Source organism: Novosphingobium sp. MMS21-SN21R (assembly GCF_031846015.1).
Taxonomy (GTDB): domain Bacteria; phylum Pseudomonadota; class Alphaproteobacteria; order Sphingomonadales; family Sphingomonadaceae; genus Novosphingobium.
The window spans coordinates 165,095-183,823 of the sequence record NZ_JAVRDU010000001.1 but is presented as its reverse complement, the minus strand read 5'-3'; the positions used below and the strand labels follow the sequence as shown (position 1 = coordinate 183,823).

The window sequence follows — 18,729 nt, the reverse complement described above, 5'->3', positions numbered from 1 at the left end:
TTATGGCCCGGACTGCACCTTCAAGGTTAATGTTCGGTGAAAGCGCCTGTTCTCAAGGGTGTGGCGCAGCTCCCCGCCACTGGCTATGCTCGGGCTATCGAGTGGGGGACAAGGCTTTGAGCGACACGCAAGTTCTGGGCGACATGGCAGAGGCTCTGGCCGCGGCGCGGGCAGTCGAGCCGTTCGCCGGGGAAAGTTCGAGCGGCCACACCCATGAAAGCACTTGTCTCAATTGCGGCACGGCGCTGGTGGGCAGCCATTGCCATGTCTGTGGGCAGGCGGCGCACGTCCACAAGACGCTGGGCGCGTTCTTCCACGATCTGCTCCACGGGGTGTTCCATTTCGAGGGCAAGATCTGGCGGACGTTGCCGATGCTGATCACCCGTCCGGGCAGACTGACCCGCGAATACATCGACGGACGCCGGGCCAGCTATGTTTCGCCGATCGCGCTGTTCCTGTTCTGCGTGTTCCTGCTGTTCACCACCATCAACACGTTCAGCGATGGTCTTGGCGCAAACGTCAACGTTACGGTGGATGAAGCCCTGACCAAGGAGCGGGCAGACCTCGCGGAGCTGGAAGCGCACCGCAACGAGGTGAAGAGCGATGCCGCGCAACTTCGGAACATCGATGAGGCGATAAGCGAATCGCGGCGCGACATCGAAGCCATGGAAAAGGTGAAGGCGAGCGGGCTGAAAGTTTCGAACATTGACACCTCGGGCTTCAAAACCTCGAGCGACATCGGCTGGATCAACGATGCGGTGAACAAGGCCAAGGCCAATCCGGGCCTCGCGCTCTACAAGGTGCAGACCTACAGCTACAAACTCAGCTGGGCGCTGATCCCGATTTCGGTGCCGTTCCTGTGGCTGCTGTTCCCGTTCAGCCGCCGCTTTGGGCTCTACGACCACACCGTGTTCGTGACTTATTCGCTGTGCTTCATGACGCTTCTGGCCATCGTGCTGACCGTTGCCGGGCAATTCAATCTGCAGAACGTGGCCATTGCGGGCGTCTTCCTGCCGCCATTGCACATGTTCCTGCAGTTGCGCGGAACCTACGGCCTGACCAAGTTCGGCGCGTGGTGGCGGACGTGGCTGCTCAGCATGTTCTCGTTCACCGCGCTGATGCTGTTCGCGCTGCTGATCCTGGTCGAGGCGGGGGCATAACAAAAGGGCGGAGGTTTCCCCCCGCCCCTTGCGCATTCATCGTCAGCTGAAATCAGGCAGGCTGCGGACTGGTCGACCCGCCGAACTTCTTGCCCGCACGCGGCACGGCTGAGCCCTGAGCCGACACAGGGCGCGCCGGGCCGCTCGGGCTCTGCGGGCGGTCGATCTTACCGTTTTCGATCAGCGCCTTGATCTCATCGCCGGTCAGCGTCTCGTATTCCAGCAGGGCCTGCGCCAGCAGGTGCAGTTTATCTTCGCTATCCTTGAGAATCTGCGTTGCGCGGGTGTGCGCGCCTTCGACCAGACTGCGGATTTCGCTGTCGATGAGCTTGTTCGTTTCGGCCGAGTTCATGGTGCGCTGCGAACCGCCGTAACCGAGATAGCCTTCCTGCGATTCTTCGTACTGCAGTGGCCCCAGCTTGTCGGACATGCCCCACTTGGTGACCATGTTGCGCGCCAGCGAGGTGGCGTACTGGATATCCGACGACGCGCCCGACGAAACCTTGTCATGCCCGAAGATCAGCTCTTCGGCCACGCGACCGCCCATCGAAACCGAGAGGTTCGCGTGCATCTTGTCGCGGTGGTAGGAATAGCTGTCGCGTTCAGGCAGGCGCATGACCATGCCCAGCGCGCGGCCGCGAGGGATGATCGTGGCCTTGTGGATCGGGTCTGACGCGGGTTCATTGACCGAGACGATGGCGTGACCGGCCTCATGATAGGCGGTCATCTTCTTTTCGTCGTCGGTCATCACCATCGAGCGGCGCTCGGCGCCCATCATGACCTTGTCCTTTGCGTCTTCGAATTCCTGCATGGCGACAAGGCGCTTGTTGCGGCGCGCGGCCAGCAAGGCGGCTTCGTTGACGAGGTTGGCAAGGTCCGCGCCCGAGAAGCCGGGAGTGCCGCGCGCAATCGTGCGCGGGTTCACGTCAGGCGCCAATGGCACCTTCTTCATGTGGACCGAAAGAATCTTTTCGCGGCCCTCGATATCGGGAATCGGCACCACAACCTGACGATCAAACCGGCCCGGGCGCAGCAGCGCGGGATCGAGCACATCGGGGCGGTTGGTCGCCGCGATGATGATGATGCCTTCGTTGGCCTCGAACCCGTCCATCTCGACCAGCAACTGGTTGAGCGTCTGTTCGCGTTCGTCATTCGAATTGCCGAGGCCGTGGCCGCGGTGGCGGCCGACCGCGTCAATTTCGTCTATGAACACGATGCACGGCGCGTTCTTCTTGGCCTGTTCGAACATGTCGCGCACGCGGCTGGCACCGACACCGACGAACATCTCGACAAAGTCGGAACCCGAAATGGTGAAGAACGGCACGCCCGCCTCACCCGCAATGGCGCGGGCGAGCAGCGTCTTGCCGGTGCCGGGGCTGCCGACCAGCAGCGCGCCCTTGGGAATCTGGCCGCCCAGCTTGGAAAAGCGCGAAGGATCGCGCAGGAACTCGACGATTTCTTCCAGTTCCTCGCGCGCTTCGTCGATGCCGGCAACGTCGGCAAAGGTGACCCGGCCCGAACGTTCGGTCAGCAGCTTGGCCTTGGACTTGCCGAACCCCATCGCGCCCGATCCGCCGCCCTTCTGCACCTGTCGCAGCGCGAAGAATGCGACGCCAAGGATCAGCAGGAACGGCAGCGAATTGACGAGGATATACATCAGCATGTTGGGCTGTTCAGCCGCCTTGCCAGCATATTGCACGCCGTTCGTTTCAAGAGACTTGGTCAGCTCGTCATCATTGGGGACGGGCACGGTAGCGAACTGGCCACCGTTCTTGAGCGTGCCGCTGATCCTTTCGGGCGAGATTTCGACCGACTTGACCAAGCCTTCGCTCACCTGGGCCTTGAATGCCGAATAAGGGATCGTCGTGGCCGTCTGGTCGCCACGCGGGCTGAACATCGAGACGACCAGCAGGAGCGCGAGGAAAATGCCGCCCCAGACAAGGAGGCTCTTGATCCACGGGTTACCCTGGGGCTGGTCGTCGTTCATCGAAAGTCTTTCCGGATTCGCGGCTTACGCGGTGCTGCCTGAAGCCAATGTAGGGCGGGCCAAGTGAATCGCAATATAACGGCGCATCCGTTTTTCGGCCACCTGTCCTGTCGTCAGGTTTTGCGGGCAGGCGCGCGGCTGAAATGCCATGGCCCAGAGCGCGCATCGGCCTTTATTCCGCCCAGCGTTGCCACACCGCCGCCAAGCAGTGTTTCAAGCCAGCGCGCCAGGTCGGGACCGCGCGGTGCAGCGCTGCCGAACTCTGCCAGCAACCGCTCCAGCATGCGCAAACTCAGTGCTCGGGGAAGGCCGGTCGGCGCGTTCCACGTGAAACCATCGGGGGTGACGATGACCTCTTGCCACAATTGCTCCACCATCCAGTCAAGCGCCGCGTCTGCTTCGGCCAAGTGGGCAGCGCTTGCCGCGAAGGCGCTGGGATTGAAGGCCGCAGTTGACGTCATGGCGTCGCGCAGACGCACGCGTTCATACGTGTGGTCGCGGTTCGAGGGATCGACCGCGGGCGCGATCCCTGCCTGCTGCACAACCTCGGCAAGGTCACTGCACCGCCATGACAGCAACGGTCGCAGCAACACGAGGTCAGGGCACCCCGGCACAGGGGCGACAGGCCTCATCCCTGCCAGACCGCGCAGGCCTGCGGCCCGGTTAAGCCGCATTGCCATGGTTTCGGCCTGATCGTCTGCATGATGCGCAGTGACGATGGCAGGCAGCGCATTGGCCTGCGCCCAGTCGCCCATCCCGGCATAGCGCGCCAGTCGCGCCCGTTCCTGCACCGCGCTACCCTTGGGGAGCGAAAGGGTCAGCGTCTGATGGTGAATGCCGCGCTCGTCACAAAGGCGCGCGACCATGGCGGCCTCGTCTGCACTCTCTGCGCGCAACCCGTGATCTACCGTTGCAACGGCAAAGTTGCGCGGCGCAACTTCGTGCATCAGCAGCAGGAGAGCGAGGCTGTCCGGCCCGCCCGAAACCGCCAGTCCCACCGGGCATGCAGGCGCTAAACGCAGCCAATCGCTTGCAAAACGGGCGGTCAGTCTATCGCTGACGACCCCCATATGTCGCCCGCAATCATTTGCACTTCACCGAAGCGCGCGCAGAGTCATACTGGTTCTTGATCCGGCCCGCGACTTCATCGGGATAGGTTGCGGCGAGTTCCGCAAAGGCACCGCAAGCCTTCTCGGTATCCTTGAGCTTGACCATGGCCACGCCGAGATAGAGCAGGCTGTCGGGTGCGCGGGCACCCTTCTTGTCGGCAAGGTAGTTCTGCAGGAAGAACTGCGCTGCGGTGCCCGGCTTGCCATCATCAAGCCAGGCCCGGCCCAGCAGATTGCGGCCATGGCTGATCTGCTTGTGCTTGGGATGGCGGTCCACGAAAATTTGCAATTGCTGCTGCGCTTCGGGATAGAACTTCGCTTCCCACAGGCGGAAGCCGTACATGTATTCGTCTGATCCAGCATCCGCAGTGGCGGGCTTTTCGATGGCCTGGACGGCGGCAACGCGCGATGCGGCAGGCGTCGCGGGCTTGGCGGCAGCGGGCTTGGCCGGGGTTACGACAACAGGCTTCGGCGCAGGCGTTGTTGCAACAGGTTTGGGCGCTGGCGTCACGGCAACGGGCGCCGTGACGACCGGCTCTACCGGATCGGCAGGCGGCGGCGCGGCGGCCAGTTCAAGCTTTGCGAGGCGCTCTTCCAGCTTGGCCGAGCGGTTCTGGCTTTCCTCGATCTGCGCGGTCAGCCTGGTCAATTGCGCTTCGAGCGCGTCGGTGCGCGCGAGCAGGTCGGTCACGGCGGAAGCGGCGGGCGTTCCGGCGGGCACGGTGGTTGTCTGGCCAGCGGCAATTTCGGGCACGAAGGTCTTGCCTGCACCGTCAGGGAAGACCTTGCGCTGCATCGCGCGGATTTCAGCCTCGATCCGGCGCAAGCGCATTTCTGGATCGACTTGCGTGGTCGTCTTGGCGGCAGTTTGCGCCATGACCGGCGCAGCGACCGGCCCGGTCAACGCCATGGCGAGGGCAACAAGCGGCAGCGAGCCGCGCAGTGAGATCATCATGGTCATTCCCGTGCAGCAGCGGTGCAAGCCATTGCGGCTGCACCGTTAACCCCATTCCGCTGCGTAGATTGCCGCAAGCGGTGCGACAAGTCGAGATGGCGTCAGTTCAATCCGGTGGATGCAGGTACGCTTTCGGCAGGCGGCGCGGGCTGCACATCGGAAGCAGGCGTTGCCGTGGGCTCGGCTACAGCCCGGCGCGTCACGGCCGGACGCGGGCGGGGGCGTGTCGCGGCCTGAGGAACAGCGAGTTGGGCGGTTGGAGCTGCAGTGGCCGGAGCCGTTGGCGCAGCCGTCCGTGCCAGCAGTGCAGCGGCGCTGACCGGCACGTCCTTCACGATGCCTTCCTTCTCGGCAATGCGCGGCACCGGCTGTCCGCCAATGGTCACCGTCAGGGCATCAGGGCGACCAGTCCAGAGCTTGGGGTCCTGCGCGCCAGATGGCACGGTGAACGCCTCACCCTTGGCCAGTTCCTTCTGAAGGATCTGCTGGCCCTGCCCGTCATAGAACTTGACCCAGATGCGGTCCTCGGTCGCCGTGAACGTCACCGGACCGCCCTGTGCAGCGACAGGCAGCGGCACGACCGCCACTTGCGACGCCGCAGGCGCGACTTCTTCAGGCCCGACGAGCGCGGGCAGTTCTGCAGAGGGAAGATAGTAGCTGCGCCAGAACACCAACCCGGCCAGCGCAATCGCCACGGCAAGGCCCAGCGCGAGCCAGACCAGCAGCCGTGTCGGCGTCTTGGCCGGATCGCCCACCTCGAACTGATTGATCACGCGCGGCGGAGCGGTGGGCGCCTGCCGGTTGAGTTCGGCGCGAACGGCATCGGCAATGACGATATCATCCAGACCGACCGCACGGGCATAGCTGCGCGAAAAGCCGATGGCATAGGGCCGCCCGGGCAACGCGGCATAGTCGCCCGCTTCCAGCGCTTCGAGATGGCGCAAGGTCACCCGCGTGCGTAGCGCCAGTTGTTTGAGATCGAGCCCTGCCGCCTCGCGCGCAGCGCGCAAGGTTTCACCCACGCTTGCCTGACGAGGCTCGCCCGCAGGGATCGGTGTGGTGTCGATATTGGTGATGTCTTGCAGACCGCCGGCTTCCGCCAAGGGGTAACTCCCGTATTTGCTTATTTGCTTTGCAACCCGTTGCCATGGCTTCGCGGCATTGCCGTGAATGTCAACGTCCTTGCACCGGAACGGGCGGAATTCAGCGACGAAACGCCCCCATCAAGACGTCAGTCGCACTCAATTCCCTTGAAGAAGGCCCATTCGGCCAAAGTCGAACGCATGTCGCGCGGCGGATTGGCCAACCAGCCGTCCATCGCCGCGCGAATCTCAGCGATGTCGACCTTGCGCACCAGTTCCTTGACCGGTCCGACGGCAGCAGGTGTGATCGAAAGCCGGGTTATGCCAAGGCCGAGCAGTGCCAGCGCCTCAAGCCGGCGCCCACCCATTTCGCCGCAAACGGTGACATCGGTGCCGAACGGCGCGACCGCGGTCACCACCCGGCGCAGGAACCGCAGGATGGCAGGCGACAACCAGTCATAGCGCTCGGCCAGCTTGGGATTGGCGCGATCGGCGGCGAACAGAAACTGGGTGAGATCGTTGGTGCCGATCGACAGGAACGAAAGCTTTGGCGCAAGGATGTCGAGGCATTCGGCCAGGGCCGGAACCTCAAGCATCGCGCCGTAGCGGATTGCTTCGGGCAGCAGCTTCTTCTGCTTGCGCAGGAATGCCAGCTGGCCTTCGAACACCGCCTTGGCGGCATCGAACTCCCACGGTTCGGTGACCATCGGAAACATGACGTTGAGCGTGCGACCGCCTGCCGCCTCGAGCAAGGCGCGTGCCTGAACCTTGAGCAGGCCCCCGCGTTCGAGCGCAACGCGCAGCGCGCGCCAGCCCATCGCCGGGTTTTCCTCGGCCTCGCCTTCGTTGTGGCGCAGATAGGGCAGGACCTTGTCGCCGCCGATATCGACAGTGCGGAACACAACCGGGCGGTCGCCTGCCGCTTCGAGCACATCGCGGTAGAGCCGCGTCTGCCGCTCACGCGAGGGCAGCGTGGCCGAGACGAGAAACTGGAATTCGGTGCGGAACAGGCCGATCCCGTCCGCGCCGGTCAGGTTCAGCATCGGCGTATCGTCGCGCAGGCCTGCGTTCATCAACACCGCAATGCGCGTGCCATCGCGGGTGAATGGCTCGACCTCGCGCATGGCGGCGTAATGCAGCTGCCGTTCGCGGTTCTTGGCAAAGCGCGCCTCGAACGCCTCGATCAGCGAGGGCGCGGGGCGCACGTCGACCACGCCCTGATCGCCATCGACCAGCAGGTGATCGCCTTCGCGGACCTTGCCGCGCAGCGCGCGCATGCGGCCAAGCACAGGAATGCCCATGGCCCGCGCGACGATCACGACGTGCGCGGTCAGCGAGCCTTCCTCGAGAATTACGCCTTTCAACCGGCGGCGATCGTATTCCAGCAGCTCCGCCGGGCCGAGATTGCGCGCAATCAGGATGGCGTCACCCTTGAGGCCCATGCTTGCCGCCGTACCCAGCTGACCCGAAACCGTACGCAACAGGCGGTTAGACAGGTCCTCGAGATCGTGCATGCGGTCAGCCAGCAAGGGATCGTCGATCTGGCGCATCCGCATGCGGGTGCGCTGCTGGACTCGCTCGATAGCCGCCTCTGCGGTCAGCCCGGAATCGATCGCATCATTGATCCGCCGCGCCCAGCCCTCGTCGTAGGCGAACATGCGATAGGTTTCGAGCACCTCTTCATGCTCGCCGCCCACGCCGAATTCGGCTTGGCTGGCCATGCGGTCGATCTGTTCGCGCATCTTGTCGAATGCCAGGTAGACGCGCTGGCGTTCGGCCTCGGTGTCTTCGGCCACGATGTGTTCGATTGTGACGCGCGGCTGGTGAAACACCGCAACCCCGCTGGCGAGACCCTTGACCAGCGTCAGGCCCTTGATCCGGTCCGGCCCGGTAAGGTGCGCGGGCACGCCCAGCGTTTCCTCGTCGTCGATCAGTTCGGCATTGGCGATCAGTTCGGACAGGACCATCGCCACGGTCTGCAACGCCTCGATCTCGACTTCTTCGTAGCGGCGAGGCTCGACATGCTGGACCGCGACCACACCCACTGCGCGTTCGCGCCGGACAATCGGCACGCCGGCGAAGGAGTGAAACTTTTCCTCGCCCGTTTCGGGGCGGAACGCGAAGTCGGGGTGCGCGGCGGCTTCGGCCAGGTTGAGCGTTTCGACATTGCCGGCAATCGTGCCGACAAGGCCCTCGCCCACGGCAAGGCGGGTGACGTGAACCGCGGCCTGATTCAGGCCGCGCGTGGCGAAGAGTTCGAGCATGCCTTCGCGCAGCAGGTAGATCGAACAGACCTCGCTGTTCAGGTTTTCACCGATCACCTCGACAATCTGATTGAGCTTGGCTTGCGCGCCAGAACGCGAGGCCATGACCTCGTGCAGCGAAGTGAGGATCTGACGGGCTGCGGTGACGGCGCTGAGCATGGGCAGACGATTACCCTAGTGCGCGCGCTTTGGGAATGTGGCGCGAAAACGGATGTGCAAAGCGGGCGCGTTCATTCGTATGCGTGTTCTGTCGAGAACGCCTTCGACATCCGTCGAAGGCTTGCGGGAGCGGGCCGGTGCCGCAAGAAAAACCCGGACGGGTTTTCTCTTCACAAAAAAGAGCCGCCCCTGCGGACGGCTCTTTGTTTCAACTGGAGTGCGCGACAATCAGTGGGAGCGCGAGAGCTCCTCCTTGATCTTCAGCTTCTTTCGCTTGAGTTGAGCCACCAGCGTATCGTCCGGGAGGGGCCGGGTCATTTCAGCTTGAATTTGCCGTTCGAGCCCGGCGTGTTTCGTCTGAAGAGCGCTGACGTGCGTCGATTCCATGCGTGTCCTCCTTACGGGTGTGAAGCCCCCGTCAGAAACCCGCACAGGCCATCCCCGTGCGGGGCGGCGCCATCTGCCAGCCGCGTTCCTCGACTCGGCAAGTCAGCGCGTTGTCATGCTCCCACATTCGCCGTATCTTGCAAGTCAAACCGCGTCGGGACGCATGGGCTACGGGTTGGACCGTAAGCCCCATGCACAGCCCGGTTCATCGCGGCGCCTAGGTGATTCAGGGAGTTTGACGGACAGTGACCGAAGAGGAAATGCGCAAGCGGCTTGCCGCCCTGCGCCTTGAACACCGTGATCTTGACGCTGCAATCGATGCGCTGACAACTGCGGGCACCCGCGATCAATTGCAGATCGCCCGTCTGAAAAAACGTAAATTGCTGCTTCGCGACCAGATCGCGATGATCGAGGACTATCTGATCCCCGATATCATCGCATGATTTCAAGGCGATGATTCGTGTGCGACGCTGTCCTCACCGCATTGCAACATGTCCCGTTAAGAAACGTCCGGGGATTGGACCGGATCGGAGGTGTCCGGTGGCTGGCGCGAACGTGGTTGCCGGATTAAGCGCTGTTCATGGCCCTGTTACCCAGCCTCAACCCGCGCATCGTCGAAGCGCTCTATGCCGAAGCGCTCGGCCTGGCCGATACGCTGCGCACGCGGTTCGAACGGCTGCGACGCGAGGCCGCGACCGCCAGTGAACCCGAGGACGGCGAAGACCTGCGCCGTGTGCAGATCTCGTGCGAGGCGCTGCGCACGACGACGCGGGTGATGCATTGCCTTGCCTGGTTGCTCAACCACCGTGCGCACTTTGCGGGCGAGCTTACCGAACTGCAATTGCGCCGCCACGGACGGCTGATTGCGAACTTCCCGTCGAGCGAGGTCGATGTGGTAGCCTCGCTGCCCGACGACGTGCAATTCCTCGTCCATGAGAGCGAACGGCTGTATCAGCGTATTCAGCGGCTTGAAGATGCCTGGCGCATCCACAGGATCGAAGGCGAAAGCGCGGTGCTCCGCCTGCGCGAACGCCTCGCCCGCGCGGTAAACGCCGCCTAGATCTTCGCGAGCGCTGCGTCCCAGCGCGCGATGCGGGCTTCTCTGACAGACGCGGACATGCGCGGTTCAAAACGGCTGAGCTGTCCGCGCATCGCCAGCGCTCCTTCCTCCAGCGATGAGAACCAGCCCGAGGCCGTCGCCGCGAGCACTCCGGCACCCAGCGCGGTCGTTTCCAGCATCGCCGGACGTTCGACGGGCAAGTCCAGCAGATCGGCCAGATCCTGCGCCATCCAGTCATTGCCGCTCATCCCGCCATCGATCCTGAGCGATGCCCACGGCGCGCGGTCAGCGGAAAAGGCCACCATCAGGTCGCGGGTCTGATGGGCCATCGCTTCCAGCGCGGCGCGCACGACATGGGCACGAGAGGTGGCGAAAGTCATGCCCGTGAGCGCCGCCGTGGCATCTGGACGCCAGTGCGGTGCGCCGAGGCCGGACAGCGCCGGAACCAAAACCACGCCACCGCTATCCTGCACAGAGGCGGCGAGCGTGGCGGTCTCCTCCGCCGAGCCGATCAGGCCCATCGTGTCGCGCAGCCACTTGATCAGGCTGCCCGCGACGAACACGGACCCTTCGAGCGCATAACTGCGCCGCCCATTGTCCTGCACCAGCACGGTGCCGAGCAGCCGGTGACCCGAACGCGGCGCGACATCGCCCATGGCTGCCAGCACGAAAGCGCCGGTGCCGAACGTGGCCTTGACCTGACCTGGAGCAAGGCACCCCTGCCCGACGGTCGCGGCCTGCTGGTCCCCCGCCATCCCGCGAATGGGCACCGGCGCGCCGAGCCATTCAGGCAGGGTTGTCCCGAATTCGCCCAGGCAGTCAGTCACATGCGGCAAGGCGGCCCGGGGCACCGCGAACAGCGCGAGCAGTTCGTCGTCCCAGTCAGCGCCCTCAAGCCCGAGCAGCAGGGTGCGGCTGGCGTTGCTGGCATCGGTGACATGGCGCGCGCCGCCGGTCAGGTTCCACACCAGCCATGATTCGACCGTGCCCAGCGCCAGCCGTCCATCCCTGGCCGCCGCGCCGACCGCTGGATCATTGTCCAGCAGCCAGCGCATCTTGGTGCCCGAGAAATAGGGATCGAGCAGCAGCCCTGTGCGCGACTGGACCAGAGGTTCGGCACCTTCGGAGCGCAGGCGATCACACAAGGGCGCGGTACGGCGATCCTGCCATACGATGGCTCGGGCGAGCGGCTCGCCAGTGGTCCGGTCCCACGCCACCACCGTCTCACGCTGGTTGGTGACGCCGATGGCGGCGATCCTGTCCACCCCGGCGCGCGCAGCGACATCGCGGGTGCAACCAAGCGTCGCCTGCCAGATTTCGGCGGCGTCATGCTCCACCCGCCCAGGCTCCGGATAGTACTGGCGAAACTCGGTCTGGCTGACGTCATGACAGCAGCCCTGCCGATCAAACAACAGCGCGCGGGTCGATGTCGTCCCGGCGTCGATCACCAGGATCAGGTCACCGCTCATGGCCCATCCTCGCCCAGCGCAACCTTGAGGGCCGCCACTTCATCGTCGCTGAACCACAGGCCGAGCTTCGACCTGCGCCACAACACATCCTGCGCGGTAACCGCCCATTCGCGCGTCGTCAGGTGATCGAGTTCGGCCTCGGTGAAGCCCTGGCCGAAGTGCCGCCCCATATCCCCGCGCACGAAGCCGAGCGCGTCGGTGCCATAAGCGCGGGCGAGGCGGTGCACCGTGGCGCGCGACAGGTGCTGCGCCTGTGCCATGATGTCCTGCTCCACCGGCGCGAGGTTGTCCGCCTCGTCCAGCCCATCAGGCGTGAAGTCCCCGCCCGGAAGCGGAGCTGTGGCGGTCCACCCGGCATTGTCCATGACGCCAAGACGCTCCAGCGCCGCCTCTGCCAGCGTGCGGTGAGTGGTGATCTTGCCGCCCAGCACCGACAGCAGCGGCGCGGAATGGCGGTCGCTCCCCCGGTCCATCTCGAAGCGATAGCCGCGCGTCGCGGCTTCGGGCTTGCCCGAGCCGTCATCCGCCAGCAGGCGCACCCCCGCATATGTCCAGACGACGTCCTCGCGTTTCAGGCTGCGGCGGAAATAGTGGTTCGCGGCGCCTAGCAGATAGACGATTTCTGCCTCGCTCGCCTGCGGGGGATCGGCGTCGGCGCCGTCCTCGCTGTCGGTCGTGCCGATCAGCGTGAAGGCATATTGCCACGGGATCGCAAAGCAGATGCGGCCGTCGGGCAATTGCAGGAACAGTGCGCGCGGATCGTCGTGCAGGCGCGGCACCACGATATGCGACCCGCGCACGCGGCGTAGCAGGCCGGGGCGCGGCGAGTGCGCATCGTCCATCACCTGGCCGACCTGAGGCCCGGCGGCGTTGACCACCATCGCCGCGCGAAACGTCTCCCCGCCTGCCTCGATCCGCCAGAGATGTCCTTCGCGCGCCAGCCGCGTCACCGCGCAGCGCGTGCGTACTTCCGCGCCCCGGTCTGCCGCGTCGCGCGCCAGCAGCACGACCAGCCGCGCGTCATCGACCCAGCAATCGGAATATTCGTAGCCGCGCCGCACTTCAGGCTGGAGGCCCATGCGGCCATCCAGCTTCACGTGCCGGGTGGGTGGCAAGGCCTTGCGCCCGCCCATCCGGTCATAGAACCACAGACCGGTGCGCAGCATCCACCACGGACGGCCTTCGGGCACCACCGGCAGGACGAAGCGCATCGGCCAGATGATGTGCGGCGCCTGTTTCCACAGGATCTCACGCTCGTGCAAAGCCTCGGCAACCAGCGCGAATTCGCGGTGTTCGAGATAGCGCAGGCCGCCATGGATGAGTTTGGTCGAAGCGGACGAGGTGCCCTGTGCCAGATCGCCGCGTTCGAGCAGCAGCACCGACAGCCCGCGCCCCGTGCCATCGCGCGCGATGGCAGCGCCGTTCACGCCACCGCCGATCACGGCAAGGTCATAGGGGAGATCGTGTGGGGTCTCCATCCGCGCCACCTTGATACGGCGCGCGCCGATGCGCAAGGTTGCATGGGGTCCGGACAATCCCCATAGCGGAGGTATGGCCCGCACGCCCCCACCTCCGCCCCCGACACCTGACCGCGAAACGTGGCCAACCGGCCTGTCCGAACAGCTTGAGCCATTGGTGCGCCGGGTGCTCGCGCCCAATCCCTCGCCCTATACCTTTACCGGCACGCAGACGTATATCGTTGGCAATGGCGCCGATGTGGCAGTGATCGATCCCGGCCCGAACGATACCGGCGTAGCAGGCCATGCCGATACCAATGGCGCAGGCCATGTCGAGGCAATCCTCAAGGCAGTGGGTGACGCCCGGATCGTCGCCATCGTCTGCACGCACACCCACCGCGATCACAGCCCGGCCTCGCGCCCGCTGCAAGCCGCGACCGGCGCGCCGATCATCGGCTGCGCGCCGCTGACGCTGCAGGACGATGGCCCGCGTGCCGATTCATCGTTCGACGGCGATTACGTGCCGGACCACGTGCTGACCGATGGCGAGCGGCTTGCCGGCGATGGCTGGACGCTCGAGGCCGTCGCCACCCCCGGCCATACCAGCAACCACTTGTGTTATTCGGTGGTAGAGAGCGGCGCGCTGTTTACGGGTGATCATGTCATGGCCTGGTCGACCTCTGTCGTTTCCCCGCCCGATGGCGACATGGCCGCCTATATGGCGAGCCTGCAGAAGCTGTATGACCGCGAGGACCGCGTGCTCTACCCGGCGCACGGCCCGCAGATCGACAATCCGCGCCAATTGGTGCGCGGGATGCTCGGCCACCGCCGCCAGCGCGAGCGCCAGATCCTGCGCCTGCTCGAACAGGGCGGCGGCCATGCCATTCCCGAGTTCGTCAGTGCGATGTACAAGGGCCTCGATCCCCGGCTGCACGGCGCGGCGGGGCGTTCGGTGCTGGCACATCTGATCGATCTGGAACGGCAGGGCCGCGTGGCGGTTAAGGACGAACAATGGATGATCCAACCCTGACCGCCCCTGTGGCGCCGCCCCTCACGCCTCACCGTAAAGCCTCGCTGGCGCGCGTATCCATGTTGCCATGGGGCCTGTTCCTGCTGGCACTGGCTGCCGCCGCTTTCTTCGGCTGGAAGCTGTGGCAGCCCGAGGACATCGGCGATCCGCTTGCCACCAGTCTTGTCGCGTTCGAAAAGCAGGACAAGCTGACCGTGTTCAGCGCGGAACTGGCACCGGTGGTATCGAGCGACGATTCCCGCCTGTTCGGGCTGGTCAATGCCAAGCAAGTCGCAGTCATCCCCGCGCGGGTGGACTACACGCTCAATCTGGCGGCCATCGGCCGTGACCGGCTTTCGTGGAAGCCTGAAAGCCAGACGCTCGGTGTGCGCTTGCCTGCTCTGACAGTGAGCCGCCCGAATCTCGACGAGGCCCGTGCGCAATATCTGCGCGATGGTATCTGGATCAGCCGCGAGGCGCAGGACAAGCTGACCCGCGACAATACACGGCTTGCCGAAGCGCAGGCTGTGCAGCAGGCGGCGAACCCCGTGCTGATGGATCTGGCGCGGCAGGCCGCCAAGGAAGCGATCAGCCAGAACCTCTCGATCCCGTTGCAGGTGGCAGGTTACGGCAAGGCCAAAGTCGTGGTAACTTTCGACCAATAACCATCTCCAATGTGACGGGCGTCATTGGAACAGCACAGTCCGGCGGGTAACGGCCCGCACGGGACTGGTGGGAGACTGTTCATGGCTACCGCTGCAATCGGAAAAACATACCCTTACGCGCGCGACCAGCGCTTCTTCACCCGCATGGCCATCGGCATGGCGGCGTTCATCGTCTTCGGCTTTGCCCAGTGGGCCTTGCGAGGGTTCGTGTCTCCCACCACCGTTCCGGTATGGGTTCACCTGCACGGGCTGGCGATGCTGTCGTGGCTTGGCCTGCTGATCATCCAGAACCTGCTGGTGGGTTCAGGCAACATCGCTCTTCACCGCAAGCTCGGCTGGCTCGGCCTTGCGCTGGTGCTGATGATCGCGGGGCTGGGCATGTTCACCGGACGCATGGCCGTGGAACTTCACCGCGTGCCGCCGTTCTTCACCGATGCCTATTTCCTTGCGCTCACGCATGCCGAAGCCGTCACCTTCCCGCTGATCGTTGGGGCAGGCATCGCGATGCGCCGCCAGACGCAGTGGCATCGCCGGTTGATGCTGGGCGCGACGATCATCGTGATGGAGCCCGCGTTCGGACGGCTCGTGCCCGCACCGCTCCTCGGCCCGGTGCTGACGGCGCTGACCGGACTGGCGCTGCAGCTTGCCGTGCTGGGAATCATCGCGCGACACGACATGCGCGAGACCGGGACGATTCATCCGGCCACCCGCGTTCTCGCGCTCGTCCTGCTGCTCCTCTCCGCGACCGTCCACGCCCTTTCGGTGTTCCCACCCTTCGTTTCGCTGGCACAAGGTATTGCAGCGGGCGGTTGAGGACCCTAAGTCCGCCTCTCGCCCCGGCACGGTCCGCCGGGCGGGAGGACGTGACGCGATGACTGCCCAGCCGACGAACCTTGCCGGACTTGACCTGCGCGCCGAGATCGACCGCCTGCGGATCGAACGCAAGGCCGTGATCCTTGCGCACTATTACCAGCGCCCGGAGATTCAGGATCTGGCCGATTTCGTCGGGGATTCGCTGGAGCTGTCGCGCAAGGCGGCGGCAACCGATGCCGAAGTCATCGCGTTCTGCGGCGTGAAGTTCATGGCCGATACCGCCAAGATCCTGTCACCGCAGAAGATCGTGGTCCTGCCCGATCTCGATGCCGGTTGCAGCCTTGAGGATTCGTGCCCGCCAGACAAGTTCAAGGCATTCCGCGAAGCCCATCCCGATCACATCGCGCTGACTTACATCAATTGTTCAACCGAGGTGAAGGCCCTGTCCGACGTGATCGTCACGTCATCCAGCGCCGAAACGATCCTTGCGCAGATCCCGCCTGAACAGAAAATCATCTTCGGCCCGGACCGTCACCTTGGCGGTTACCTCAACCGCAAGTTCGGGCGCGACATGCTGCTGTGGCCGGGCGTATGCATCGTGCACGAGGCGTTTTCGGAAACCGAACTGCTCAAGCTGATGGCGCAGCACCCCGGTGCGCCCGTGGCAGGCCACCCCGAATGCCCGCCGCACATCATCGACCACTGCGATTATGTCGGCTCGACCAGCGGCATCCTGCAATTCGCCAAGACGTTCACCGGCGACACGCTGATCGTGGCGACCGAGCCGCACATCATCCACCAGATGGAACTGGCGATCCCGGACAAGACCTTCATCGGTGCGCCCGGCGCCGACGGCAACTGCAACTGCAACATCTGCCCCTACATGGCGCTCAACACGATGGAGAAGCTTTACATCGCGCTGCGCGACTTAGCGCCCCGCATCGAGATCGACGAGCCCCTGCGCCTCGCTGCCAAGAAGAGCCTGGACCGAATGCTCGACATGGCCAGCGGCACCGTGGGCATGGGCGATCTGGGGGCGCGACCGTTTAGCGCCTAAGCCGGGTTTTCCCTGCTCGGCGGTTCGGCGACTCTGGCCAGAACCAGCGCCGCGCCGACCATCGCCATGCCGATGGCGTCAGGTAAACTCAGCACTTCGCCGAACGCGAACCAGCCGAGCACGACCGAGACCGCAGGCTGGGTGAGCAGGACAAGGCCGATCACCAGCGGCGGGAAATGGCCGAGCGCGTAGACCAGCAAGCCTTGCCCGACGATCTGGCTGGCGATCATCAGCCCGATCAGGGGCAGCCAGTTGGTGGGTATGACCGGCTCGCCCAGCAGCAGCGCGGTGATCAACAGAACAGGGACGCCTGCGGCGCTGGACCAGAACAGCAGGCTCCACGACCCCATGCGCCCGCGCACATTCTGCACGAGCAGGATGTAGACCACGTAGAACAGCCCCGCGAGGATGCAGAACAAGTCGCCCGCCAGGGTGCGCGCGTCGATCTCCATCGAGCGGCCAAGCAGCAGTCCCGCCCCGCCCAGCGCCAGCGCGACGGCGGCATATTCGCGTAAGTGCGGGCGGCGGTGCATGACAATCAGGCCCCAGACCATCAGGATCACGCTCCCCGAATTGCCGAACAGCGTAGCGTTGCCGAGCCGGGTCATCTCGATCCCGACATGCCAACTCGCCAGATCGAGTGCGAAGACCACGCCTGCGCCGGCCAGTATCCACCAGTCGCGCGCAGGATAGCCGGTCATCGGCTCCCGCCGGGCCCGGGCGAACAGCGCGAGCAGCGGCAGAGCCAGCGCCAGTCGCCACAGGCCTGCCGAAACCGGACCGCTATCTGCGATCCGCACGAACCACGGCCCCAGCGCGAGGGCAATGTTTCCTGTCAGAAGTGCAAGGAAATGCTTCGCAGCCGGGCGCAAAGGCGGTGCCGCATCACTTGAAATCGCCATTGGCCCTGCTTAATCCAGTTGCAAAGCGAAACCGAGTGGTGTCGCCCCTGCTATTTGTCGAGGAGCATCCCTAGCATGCATGACCCGCTGTTCCAGCCCGTAAGCCTTGGCGCAATCGAAGCGCCCAATCGCATCCTCATGGCCCCGCTAACCCGCGGCCGCGCCACGCACGAGCATGTGCCGACGCCGCTGATGACGGAATACTACCGCCAGCGTGCCACAGCGGGCCTGATCATTTCCGAAGCGACCGGCATCAGCCAGGAAGGGCTGGGCTGGCCGAACGCCCCCGGCATCTGGAATGACGATCAGGTGCAAGCGTGGAAGCCGGTGACCGAGGCGGTTCACGCTGCAGGCGGACGTATCATCCTCCAGCTTTGGCACATGGGCCGCATTGTCCATCCGGACTTTCTCGGCGGCGAGCCTCCGGTTTCAGCCTCGGCAACGCGCGCACCCGGACATGCTCACACCAACGATGGCACCAAGGATTTCGAAACCGCGCGGCCGCTCCGCCTCGATGAAATGGCGCGGCTGGTTGACGACTATGAGCGTGCCGCCCGCAACGCCAGGGAAGCCGGGTTCGACGGCGTGCAGCTTCACGCTGCCAATGGCTATCTCATCGACCAGTTCCTTCGTGATGGCACCAACTTGCGTGACGACGATTACGGCGGCAGCCCGCAGAACCGTGTGCGCCTGATGCGCGAAGTGGTCGAACGGCTGATTGCGGTCTGGGGCAAGGAACACGTCTCGATCCGTCTTTCGCCCAACGGCGAATCGCAAGGCACCGATGACAGCAATCCCGCTGCGACATTCGGCGAGGCGGCGCGGGTGCTTCAGGAACTGGGCGTGAGCTTTGTCGAATTGCGCCAGCCGGGTCCGAAAGGGACGTTCGGGCAGACCGATGTGCCCCCGCAGGACGGGCTGATCCGCTCGATCTACACCGGCCCGCTCGTGCTCAACAGCGATTACACGCCGGAAGCGGCGGCGGCGGACATTGCATCCGGCCGCGCCGATGCGATCAGTTTCGGGCGTCCGTTCATCTCCAACCCGGATCTGATCGAACGCATCGCTTCGGGCGCGCCGATCAACCCGAACAAGGGGGTGCCACAGACATGGTATTCCCCCGGAGAAGTTGGCTATACAGACTATCCGACGCTGGCGGAGGAAACCGCATCAGCCTGACCCGAGGAGTTTTGC

Annotated in this window: 17 protein-coding genes; 8 read left to right on the top strand and 9 right to left on the bottom strand. The window is 64.7% G+C overall.

What is annotated here, in order from left to right:
* The first annotated feature begins 116 nt into the window (after positions 1 to 116).
* The gene (locus RM192_RS00925) at positions 117 to 1,160 is read left to right on the top strand and encodes a DUF3667 domain-containing protein (protein WP_311505636.1); all 1,044 of its coding nucleotides are present in this window, start codon (positions 117 to 119) and stop codon (positions 1,158 to 1,160) included.
* 52 nt (positions 1,161 to 1,212) lie between these two features.
* Here RM192_RS00925 and ftsH read toward each other — a convergent pair whose 3' ends face one another.
* The 6 genes from ftsH to RM192_RS00895 form a co-directional block, all read right to left on the bottom strand.
* Positions 1,213 to 3,147: an ATP-dependent zinc metalloprotease FtsH gene (ftsH, locus tag RM192_RS00920; RefSeq protein ID WP_311505635.1), complete on the bottom strand. Its 1,935-nt coding sequence runs from the start codon at positions 3,145 to 3,147 to the stop codon at positions 1,213 to 1,215.
* Positions 3,148 to 3,260: 113 nt separating this feature from the next.
* Entirely contained in the window at positions 3,261 to 4,145 is an 885-nt protein-coding gene (gene tilS, locus RM192_RS00915; RefSeq protein WP_311505634.1) for a tRNA lysidine(34) synthetase TilS, read from the bottom strand.
* Positions 4,146 to 4,230: 85 nt separating this feature from the next.
* Positions 4,231 to 5,217 carry a tetratricopeptide repeat protein gene (locus RM192_RS00910; protein WP_311505633.1) on the bottom strand — a complete coding sequence of 329 codons (987 nt, stop codon included), beginning with the start codon at positions 5,215 to 5,217 and terminating at the stop codon, positions 4,231 to 4,233.
* Positions 5,218 to 5,312: 95 nt separating this feature from the next.
* On the bottom strand, positions 5,313 to 6,314 hold the full coding sequence (locus RM192_RS00905) for a RodZ domain-containing protein (RefSeq protein ID WP_311505632.1): 1,002 nt from the start codon (positions 6,312 to 6,314) through the stop codon (positions 5,313 to 5,315).
* A gap of 128 nt (positions 6,315 to 6,442) precedes the next feature.
* Positions 6,443 to 8,716 carry a phosphoenolpyruvate--protein phosphotransferase gene (ptsP, locus tag RM192_RS00900; protein ID WP_311505631.1) on the bottom strand — a complete coding sequence of 758 codons (2,274 nt, stop codon included), beginning with the start codon at positions 8,714 to 8,716 and terminating at the stop codon, positions 6,443 to 6,445.
* Between the two features lie 228 nt (positions 8,717 to 8,944).
* Positions 8,945 to 9,103: a DUF465 domain-containing protein gene (locus RM192_RS00895; protein WP_311505630.1), complete on the bottom strand. Its 159-nt coding sequence runs from the start codon at positions 9,101 to 9,103 to the stop codon at positions 8,945 to 8,947.
* A gap of 245 nt (positions 9,104 to 9,348) precedes the next feature.
* Here RM192_RS00895 and RM192_RS00890 point away from each other — a divergent pair, with 245 nt between their 5' ends.
* Both RM192_RS00890 and RM192_RS00885 read left to right on the top strand, forming a co-directional pair.
* Positions 9,349 to 9,546, top strand: a complete 198-nt coding sequence (locus RM192_RS00890) for a DUF465 domain-containing protein (protein WP_311505629.1) — start codon at positions 9,349 to 9,351, stop codon at positions 9,544 to 9,546.
* Between the two features lie 137 nt (positions 9,547 to 9,683).
* Positions 9,684 to 10,163, top strand: coding sequence for a DUF1465 family protein (locus RM192_RS00885; RefSeq protein WP_311505628.1), 480 nt, complete (start codon positions 9,684 to 9,686; stop codon positions 10,161 to 10,163).
* Here the strand turns inward: RM192_RS00885 and glpK are convergent.
* Entirely contained in the window at positions 10,160 to 11,632 is a 1,473-nt protein-coding gene (gene glpK, locus RM192_RS00880) for a glycerol kinase GlpK (RefSeq protein WP_311505627.1), read from the bottom strand. The genes RM192_RS00885 and glpK overlap by 4 nt on opposite strands.
* The gene (locus tag RM192_RS00875) at positions 11,629 to 13,110 is read right to left on the bottom strand and encodes a glycerol-3-phosphate dehydrogenase (RefSeq protein ID WP_311505626.1); all 1,482 of its coding nucleotides are present in this window, start codon (positions 13,108 to 13,110) and stop codon (positions 11,629 to 11,631) included. Before RM192_RS00875 ends, glpK begins: the two co-directional genes overlap by 4 nt.
* A 73-nt stretch (positions 13,111 to 13,183) precedes the next feature.
* Here RM192_RS00875 and RM192_RS00870 point away from each other — a divergent pair, with 73 nt between their 5' ends.
* The 4 genes from RM192_RS00870 to nadA all read left to right on the top strand — a co-directional run bounded on the left by RM192_RS00870 (position 13,184) and on the right by nadA (position 16,633).
* A complete protein-coding gene (locus RM192_RS00870; RefSeq protein WP_311505625.1) occupies positions 13,184 to 14,119 on the top strand; it encodes an MBL fold metallo-hydrolase in 936 nt (311 codons plus the stop codon).
* A complete protein-coding gene (locus RM192_RS00865) occupies positions 14,101 to 14,763 on the top strand; it encodes a DUF4230 domain-containing protein (RefSeq protein ID WP_311505624.1) in 663 nt (220 codons plus the stop codon). Before RM192_RS00870 ends, RM192_RS00865 begins: the two co-directional genes overlap by 19 nt.
* Before the next feature lie 81 nt (positions 14,764 to 14,844).
* Positions 14,845 to 15,576, top strand: coding sequence for an adenylate cyclase (locus RM192_RS00860; RefSeq protein ID WP_311505623.1), 732 nt, complete (start codon positions 14,845 to 14,847; stop codon positions 15,574 to 15,576).
* A 58-nt stretch (positions 15,577 to 15,634) separates the two neighbouring features.
* Positions 15,635 to 16,633 (top strand): quinolinate synthase NadA, encoded by a 999-nt coding sequence (gene nadA, locus RM192_RS00855; RefSeq protein ID WP_311505622.1) that lies wholly within the window; start codon positions 15,635 to 15,637, stop codon positions 16,631 to 16,633.
* Here the strand turns inward: nadA and RM192_RS00850 are convergent.
* The gene (locus RM192_RS00850) at positions 16,630 to 17,535 is read right to left on the bottom strand and encodes a DMT family transporter (RefSeq protein ID WP_311505621.1); all 906 of its coding nucleotides are present in this window, start codon (positions 17,533 to 17,535) and stop codon (positions 16,630 to 16,632) included. The two genes, nadA and RM192_RS00850, sit on opposite strands and share 4 nt — an antisense overlap.
* 75 nt (positions 17,536 to 17,610) lie before the next feature.
* On the opposite strand from RM192_RS00850, the gene RM192_RS00845 reads away from it, so the two are divergent.
* On the top strand, positions 17,611 to 18,714 hold the full coding sequence (locus tag RM192_RS00845; protein ID WP_311505619.1) for an alkene reductase: 1,104 nt from the start codon (positions 17,611 to 17,613) through the stop codon (positions 18,712 to 18,714).
* Positions 18,715 to 18,729 lie beyond the last annotated feature (15 nt).

What these genes read in the sequence shown, in the direction of transcription:
- RM192_RS00910 (WP_311505633.1), bottom strand. Translation starts at nt 5,217, where the DNA reads ATGACCATGATGATCTCACTGCGCGGCTCGCTGCCGCTTGTTGCCCTC.
- nadA (WP_311505622.1), top strand. Translation starts at nt 15,635, where the DNA reads ATGACTGCCCAGCCGACGAACCTTGCCGGACTTGACCTGCGCGCCGAG.
- RM192_RS00895 (WP_311505630.1), bottom strand. Translation starts at nt 9,103, where the DNA reads ATGGAATCGACGCACGTCAGCGCTCTTCAGACGAAACACGCCGGGCTC.
- ftsH (WP_311505635.1), bottom strand. Translation starts at nt 3,147, where the DNA reads ATGAACGACGACCAGCCCCAGGGTAACCCGTGGATCAAGAGCCTCCTT.
- RM192_RS00845 (WP_311505619.1), top strand. Translation starts at nt 17,611, where the DNA reads ATGCATGACCCGCTGTTCCAGCCCGTAAGCCTTGGCGCAATCGAAGCG.
- RM192_RS00850 (WP_311505621.1), bottom strand. Translation starts at nt 17,535, where the DNA reads ATGGCGATTTCAAGTGATGCGGCACCGCCTTTGCGCCCGGCTGCGAAG.
- RM192_RS00885 (WP_311505628.1), top strand. Translation starts at nt 9,684, where the DNA reads ATGGCCCTGTTACCCAGCCTCAACCCGCGCATCGTCGAAGCGCTCTAT.
- glpK (WP_311505627.1), bottom strand. Translation starts at nt 11,632, where the DNA reads ATGAGCGGTGACCTGATCCTGGTGATCGACGCCGGGACGACATCGACC.
- RM192_RS00860 (WP_311505623.1), top strand. Translation starts at nt 14,845, where the DNA reads ATGGCTACCGCTGCAATCGGAAAAACATACCCTTACGCGCGCGACCAG.
- ptsP (WP_311505631.1), bottom strand. Translation starts at nt 8,716, where the DNA reads ATGCTCAGCGCCGTCACCGCAGCCCGTCAGATCCTCACTTCGCTGCAC.
- RM192_RS00870 (WP_311505625.1), top strand. Translation starts at nt 13,184, where the DNA reads ATGGCCCGCACGCCCCCACCTCCGCCCCCGACACCTGACCGCGAAACG.
- RM192_RS00875 (WP_311505626.1), bottom strand. Translation starts at nt 13,110, where the DNA reads ATGGAGACCCCACACGATCTCCCCTATGACCTTGCCGTGATCGGCGGT.
- RM192_RS00865 (WP_311505624.1), top strand. Translation starts at nt 14,101, where the DNA reads ATGGATGATCCAACCCTGACCGCCCCTGTGGCGCCGCCCCTCACGCCT.